This window comes from Streptomyces sp. NPDC006265 (genome assembly GCF_040613555.1).
Lineage (GTDB): Bacteria > Actinomycetota > Actinomycetes > Streptomycetales > Streptomycetaceae > Streptomyces.
This window is the reverse complement of sequence record NZ_JBEXSH010000541.1, coordinates 1-6,160: the sequence shown is the minus strand read 5'-3', so window position 1 is coordinate 6,160 and position 6,160 is coordinate 1. Positions and strand designations below refer to the sequence as shown.

Genomic DNA, 6,160 nt, shown 5'->3' with positions numbered 1-6,160 from the left:
GTTCGTCGAAACCGGAGGTGTGCGCGGCGACGAAGTCGCGGTCGTACCAGCCCTCGTCGATGACGATCTTGATCATGCCGAGCGCCAGTGCGCAGTCGGTGCCCGGATGGATGGCCAGGTGCAGGCTGGAGCGGGCGGCGGTCTGCGTCCGTCGCGGGTCGACGGTGATGACGCGGCTGCCCCGTTCGACGGCTCGCAGCAGTTTGACCCCGATCACGCCGTCCGAGTGGGTGCTGGGCTTGTTGCTGCCCCAGAGCAGGACCACTTCGGGGTCACCGTCGTAGTCGCAGAAGGTGAACGCGCCGTAGGTCATGATCGAGGCCATGACCCGCGGGTAGAAGCACACGTGCGCCGGTCCGACCACGTTCGGTGTTCCGATGGCGTTGGCGAGCCGGAACACCCATTCCTGGTAGTTGCGGTCGGTGCCCTGGGCGAGGACGACGGACTCGGGTCCGTGCCGGCCGATGGTCGCGGCGAGCTCGCTGCCGATCCGGTCGAGGGCGGCTTCCCAGCTGACCTGCTCGAACTCCCCCGAGCCGCGCGGGCCGGTCCTCGTCAGCGGCGTCGTCAGCCGGTCCGGGCTACGCAGCAGGTCGAGGGACGCCTTGCCCTTGATGCAGAAGTAGCCCTCGCTCGTAGGATTGTCCGGGTCCCCGTGGATGTCGGTGGGGACGCCGTCGGAGAGCTCGACTATGGCGCCGCATCCGCCGTGGCACATACGGCAGACGGACCTGGCCCGGGTGATCGTCAAGCCGGCTCACCCGCCCGTTTGGCGGCCGACACGAGCAGCCTTTCGAAGACGGCCTGTTCGGCGTCGGCGATCGCCTCCAGCAGGGCCGCGACGGCTTCCAGCCGCCGTCGCCCGTCGTCCGCGCCGCGGTAGGCCATGAGCAGGTCGATCGCCTGGTCCCACTGCCGCCGCACATCGTCGAAGTCCTCGACGAACGGGTCGAGTTCGGGGTCGTCGTACCGCTGCCGGGCCTCCCGCAGGAACTCGGTGTAGAGCTTGCGGAAGTTCGCCCCTCCGGTTCCCGCGAAGCGCCAGAAGCGGCCGACCCCCGGGACCGACTCGTCCGGGGAGGCGAGGGTGTCGCTCCATCCGGCGATCTCGGAAGCGGCCCGCCGCATGGCGCGGAGGCCGAATCGGGGTCCGCGGTCCTCGGTCATCCGCTGCGCGGTCTGCCGGATGGCGTACCAGATCTGTTCGCGCAGGACCGCGTCGGTGTCGGTGGTCAGACGCTCCGGCGGCTTCTCGACGTACAGGTGCAGGTGGGGCGACGGCATGAAGCCCTCGTCCGAAGCGCGGGCACGGCGCAGCGACTCCGACGGAAGGGTCTGTGCCCCGCCTTGCTGATCGGTGTCGACGACGTGGGCGAGGGAGTCGTCGAGCCCGTACACCGCGATGTAGTGCGACGCGAAATGGCTCCGGGACGAGAAGTAGTCGAGGTGGAAGATGTCGACGGACACTCCCACGACGTGTCCCGCGGCCAGCAGCTCCGCCGCTGCGGCGGAAGCCGATTCCGGGTCGGGTGACCTCGATTCACGCAAGGTCACGCCCAGGGCCGCGCAGGCGTTGCGGGACAGCAGGGCAGGCTCGATCCGGCCGGTGAGCATCGGCGTGCCGCGGCCGGGATCCGGAGCGTCCCAGTATTGGAAGTCGATCCCCTGGCCGAGGCCGAACAGCATGGCTTCGGATATACCGGCGCCGGCGTGGTGGAGCATGTTGCGAAGGGTGGTCGTCTCGCAGTGAACGCCGTGCTGGGGCTGAAATGTCGCCAAGCGCATATGGCTTCCCAATCGCATGGTGCGAAGATGCCGTGAACGATGATGCGGCTATGCGTCGAGCAGGACTTCGTTGTATCCCTGCAGATCGAGGAATCCGGAGCCGCTGGCCAGGACCACGATCACCGGTTCGGCGTTATCCGCGTCGGCCTTCGCCACGACGTCCAGGGCCGCGGCGACCGCGTGACTGGCCTCGGGGGCGAGCAACAGGCCTTCGGTCTGCAGCAGTAGCCGGCCTGCCTCCAGGGCCGTCCGCTGGTCGAAGGCGACGGCGTCCAGGACGCCCTTGTGTCGCAGCAGGCTGACGAGGGCCGAGCTGTGGTGGTTGCGCAGGCCACCGACGTGGTTGGGCGGGGGGATGAAGCTCTCGCCCATCGTGTAGCCCAGGACCTCGGGCGTGAAGCCGCCGAGGTCGGTGCGGCCGTACTCGTAGACGCCCTGGGTGAGCCGGGGCGCCGCCGTGGATTCCGCGGCGAGGAAGCGGAGGTCCGCTCCGTCGGCCTTGGCCCGCAGGTGGGGGCCGATGAGACCGCAGAGGTTGCTTCCGCCGCCCGAGCACGCGATGAGGTGGTCGCCGCGCCCGTCGACGCCCAGGTCCTCGCCATGGGTTTCCTTGAGCTGCTGCGCGACCTCGAGCCCGAGCAACGTCTGATGGAGGTAGACGTGGGGCATACCGCTGCCGGCGAGATACGCGGCGGAGGGACTGTCCAGGGCGTGCTCGATCGCGTCGCTGATCGCGGTGCCGAGACTGCCCGGGTGGCCGGGGTTCTCCCCGAGGATCTTTCGTCCGATCGCCGTGTGGGTCGACGGCGACGGCCGTACCTCGGCCCCCAGGAGCTCCATGTAGTGACGCCGGTAGGGCTTCTGCTCGAGCGAACACTTCACCATGAAGATCTCGGCCCGCAGACCGAACATCTTCGCCGCCAACGCGACACTCATCCCCCATTGACCTGCCCCGGTCTCGGTGACGAGGGTCGTCCGCCCCTCTTCGGCCGCGTAGTACGCCTGGGCTATGGCGGTGTTCAGTTTGAAGCTGCCGGTGGGCAGGACGTCTTCACGCTTGAGGTAGATTCTCGCGCCCGTACCGAGATGCTTCTCGAGCCGGTGTGCCCGGTGCAGCGGTGTCGGCCGGCCGCATTGCCGCAGCCGTTCCACGACCGGTGCGGGTATCGCGATCCATTGCTCGTCCGAACCATTCTGCTCGATGAGGACTCGCGGCCGTACTTTCGCGGATATCTCCGCGGCGGCAGGGCTTCCGGAATCCCTGATTTCGGGCATGGATCCGGGCAGATCCGCCAGGAAGTTGTACCAATGCGTGGGCATTCCCGGTAATGCCGAACCGCTACGAACAACATGTTGAGGCACGGGTGATTTCTCATGCCCAACATGGCCAGGACTATACGAAGTCACGTTCCCCCCGCACCCCCGCTTCAAAATTGTGTGAGCCAGCGTACAAACCGTTCGAGCACCGCGCAACCGGTCGAACCTCAAGTCGCACATTCAACAAATACGGCAGACTTCAGAAAGGCTTTTCCATCCCCACCCGGGGTCCGCGCCCGCTGATCAGCTGCTGATGGCGTCGTTCGGAGCGCGGTCGGCAAATAGGCCCGAGTACCGCTGAATCCGATGGGTGAGCGTTTCACACAGCGTCTGCGAGAAGCCGGGAGATGATCTCGGCGCAATCAACCGGAGGCGACGAATCCAAGACGTCGGCGACGGCACCTGGCGAACCGACCGGAGATCTATACGTCAGTTTCTCGAGAATTGATCCGTTCCGTCAATGAATCCGCCAGGAGCTGCCAGCTCTCGGCGTGGTGCCGTGCCAGCTCGGCGATCAGGGGTGCGCAGTGGATCGGGATACTGCTCGCCATCGCCGCCCAGTCGTGCGGCTGCGCGGCCGTGGGGTCCAGTGTCCGCAGCAGCTTCCGGCCCACCTCGGTGAACCGCAGCGAGGGATCGGCCCGCAACCGCCGCACGGCCAGTGACAGGTCGGCGCCGGCCGGGTGCGCCCTGGGGGGTTTCACGATCGCAGGGTGGCCGGCCCCACTCTCCCGGACCGGCCCGTCGTTCGGCTGCACCGTCGTCGACGGTTCTCCCGGGACCGCACGCGCCCGCTTTCGCGCGTCCTTCGCCGTGGTGAGCGAGATGCCCGCGGCACGCGCCACCTCCTGCGCGGACGCGTCGGGATGCGCGGCGAGGTACCCCTGCGCGCGACTGCGGCCTTCGGACGCCGCGAGCGGGTAGGCCACCCCGTCACGCCCGAGCCGCACCGCGGTCGGGTGCGGAAGTTCCGCACCCGACCGTCGCCTGAGCGCTGCGACGGTCTTGTCCGACAGGCCGACGACCCCCGCCAGCCGCCGGTTGGACCACTCCGGGAAGTCGGCGAGCATGTGGAGCGCCGCGGCCTTGCGGTCGGCCAGGGAAAGCGGCAGTCCGTGGTTGCTGTTCAGCTTGACCGCGAGGACGAAGGCCTCTCGCTCGTCACCGTTGAAGAGCACGGCACTTATGTGCGTGGCGCCACTGTTCTCCACCGCCCTGAGCCGGTGCACACCGTCGATGACGGTCATCGTCTTCCGGTGGATCACGATCGGCGGCAGTTCGGAGCACACTTCGGCGAGTGCATTGATGTGTCCTGGGTCCTCCCCGACCGTGCGGAGTGAGCCCACGACCATGATCCGGCTGATCGGCACCTGGGTGATCTCCGATAAGCGTCCGCCCAGGCGCGGATCCGGGCGGCGTAAGTGCTGTTGCATCGGCTTCTGTACGGATGCGGAGATGTGGTCCATCGCTCTTCCTCCTCAGCAACTCCCAGTGGACCCACCAGCTGTCGTACGGATCATCCGTTGCGGATGACGTCAGGCAGCGCGGCGAACCACGGGTGGAGGAAAGGAAGAGCTGTCATGGGACATCGGAAAGGTGAACAACATCGAGTCTCCCCCGTAACGCAATGCCGAGAACCGACTCCCGAACCCTGTCAGGAGGATCGGATCGGTGCAAGGCTTCTGTCATGAGGTCCTGTCGGGGAAGCCGACTATTTCTTGATCGCTGATTGAGTGGCGACGGGAGTGCAAAGCTCCCCCATCGGCGGAATGATCGGCTCCCCACGGGTGGACGGAAATGTCCTCGCAGTTGGACGCATGATCTGTCCCGTCCGTCCGGGCCGCACAGTCCGTTCTCTTGGCCTGCGTGAAGAGCAAAGACGAGATCACGGACACCACGGAAGCCGCCGATTCACAGGTAGTACCGCGCGGCGCCGAAGATGTTCAAAATTCGACCAATACTCCGCTGCTTCGGCGGTTCTCCTGGTCTATTCACCGACCACGTACATCGGCCGGAGCATGTACGCGGTCCAGGAGCCGGTAACCTGCCTCGCTCATGGCGCCGGCGGCCTCATCGTGTCGCTGGTGTGGCTGACGGCGGGTGCCGGGGCGTTGTACGGGGGTTGAGCGCCTGTGCGCCCCACCGGCGCCCTCCCGTTCGGGTCCGGGGCGGCGCACGGTCGGGCGCATGGGGGTCAGCGGCGAAGCGTGTGAGGGTCGCGGGGACGGCACGGACTGCCCGGACGGGGAGGTGCTCGACGTGGCGGCGGACGGCGGGCAGGGCATCCGGGACGTGACGCGGATCGCCGCCTCGGACCCCCGGATGTGGATCGACATCCTCTCCGCGAACCCCGCGCCGGTCGCCGACCTGCTCACGGACGTCGCCGCCGACCTGGAGGAGACCGTGCGGGCCCTGCGGGCCCTGCAGTCCTCCGACGACCACAAGCGCCGCGAGGGTAGCGACGGCATCGAGGACGTGCTGCGGCGCGGCAACGCCGGGCAGGTCCGCGTCCCCGGCAAGCACGGCTCCGCGCCCCGGGCCTACGAGGTCGTGGCCGTGCTCATCGACGACCAGCCGGGACAGCTGGCCCGGATCTTCGCCGACGCGGGCCTGGCCGGCGTCAACATCGAGGACGTACGGATCGAGCACGCCACTGGGCAGCAGGCCGGTCTGGTGCAGCTGATGGTGGAGCCGAAGGCGGCCCCGGTCCTGAGCACCGCGCTGCGGGAGAGGGGCTGGGCGCTGCGGCAGTAGGGCGGGCCGCAGGGGGCTGACCGACGCGCGGCCGGACGAGTGACGCGAACCCAGTAACCTTGTGCGGGGCACTCGCGCCCTCACCCCCGCCGAGTCCGGTCCAGGAAGGTCCCCACTGTGGAATGCGCCACGCCAGTGATTGTCGCCATCGACGGCCCCGCCGGCACCGGCAAGTCGAGCACCTCGAAGGCCGTGGCGGCCCAGCTCGGGCTGAGCTACCTGGACACCGGCGCCCAGTACCGGGCGATCACCTGGTGGATGGTGACACGGCGCGGATGGTGGTGCGCTCGAATCCCTTCTCAGC

General features: G+C 68.0%; 5 protein-coding genes and 1 pseudogene. 2 read left to right on the top strand and 4 right to left on the bottom strand.

Translation table 11 applies throughout. The features are described from left to right. The 4 genes from ABZ281_RS33250 to ABZ281_RS33235 all read right to left on the bottom strand — a co-directional run. On the bottom strand, positions 1-751 hold a 751-nt coding region (locus tag ABZ281_RS33250; protein WP_356661571.1), incomplete at its 3' end, for a molybdopterin-dependent oxidoreductase. Further along, entirely contained in the window at positions 748-1,785 is a 1,038-nt protein-coding gene (locus tag ABZ281_RS33245; protein ID WP_356661569.1) for a BtrH N-terminal domain-containing protein, read from the bottom strand. The genes ABZ281_RS33250 and ABZ281_RS33245, both read right to left, overlap by 4 nt. Before the next feature lie 48 nt (positions 1,786-1,833). Continuing rightward, on the bottom strand, positions 1,834-3,105 hold the full coding sequence (locus tag ABZ281_RS33240) for a TrpB-like pyridoxal phosphate-dependent enzyme (protein WP_356661567.1): 1,272 nt from the start codon (positions 3,103-3,105) through the stop codon (positions 1,834-1,836). A 419-nt stretch (positions 3,106-3,524) separates the two neighbouring features. Then, the gene (locus ABZ281_RS33235; protein ID WP_356661565.1) at positions 3,525-4,568 is read right to left on the bottom strand and encodes a ParB/RepB/Spo0J family partition protein; all 1,044 of its coding nucleotides are present in this window, start codon (positions 4,566-4,568) and stop codon (positions 3,525-3,527) included. Between the two features lie 808 nt (positions 4,569-5,376). Here ABZ281_RS33235 and ABZ281_RS33230 point away from each other — a divergent pair. Together ABZ281_RS33230 and ABZ281_RS33225 are read left to right on the top strand one after the other, a co-directional pair. Then, positions 5,377-5,856 (top strand): annotated as a pseudogene (locus ABZ281_RS33230) (prephenate dehydrogenase dimerization domain-containing protein); the annotation flags it as partial. A gap of 117 nt (positions 5,857-5,973) precedes the next feature. Next, positions 5,974-6,160: (d)CMP kinase (locus ABZ281_RS33225; protein WP_356661563.1), on the top strand; the 187-nt coding region annotated here is incomplete at its 3' end.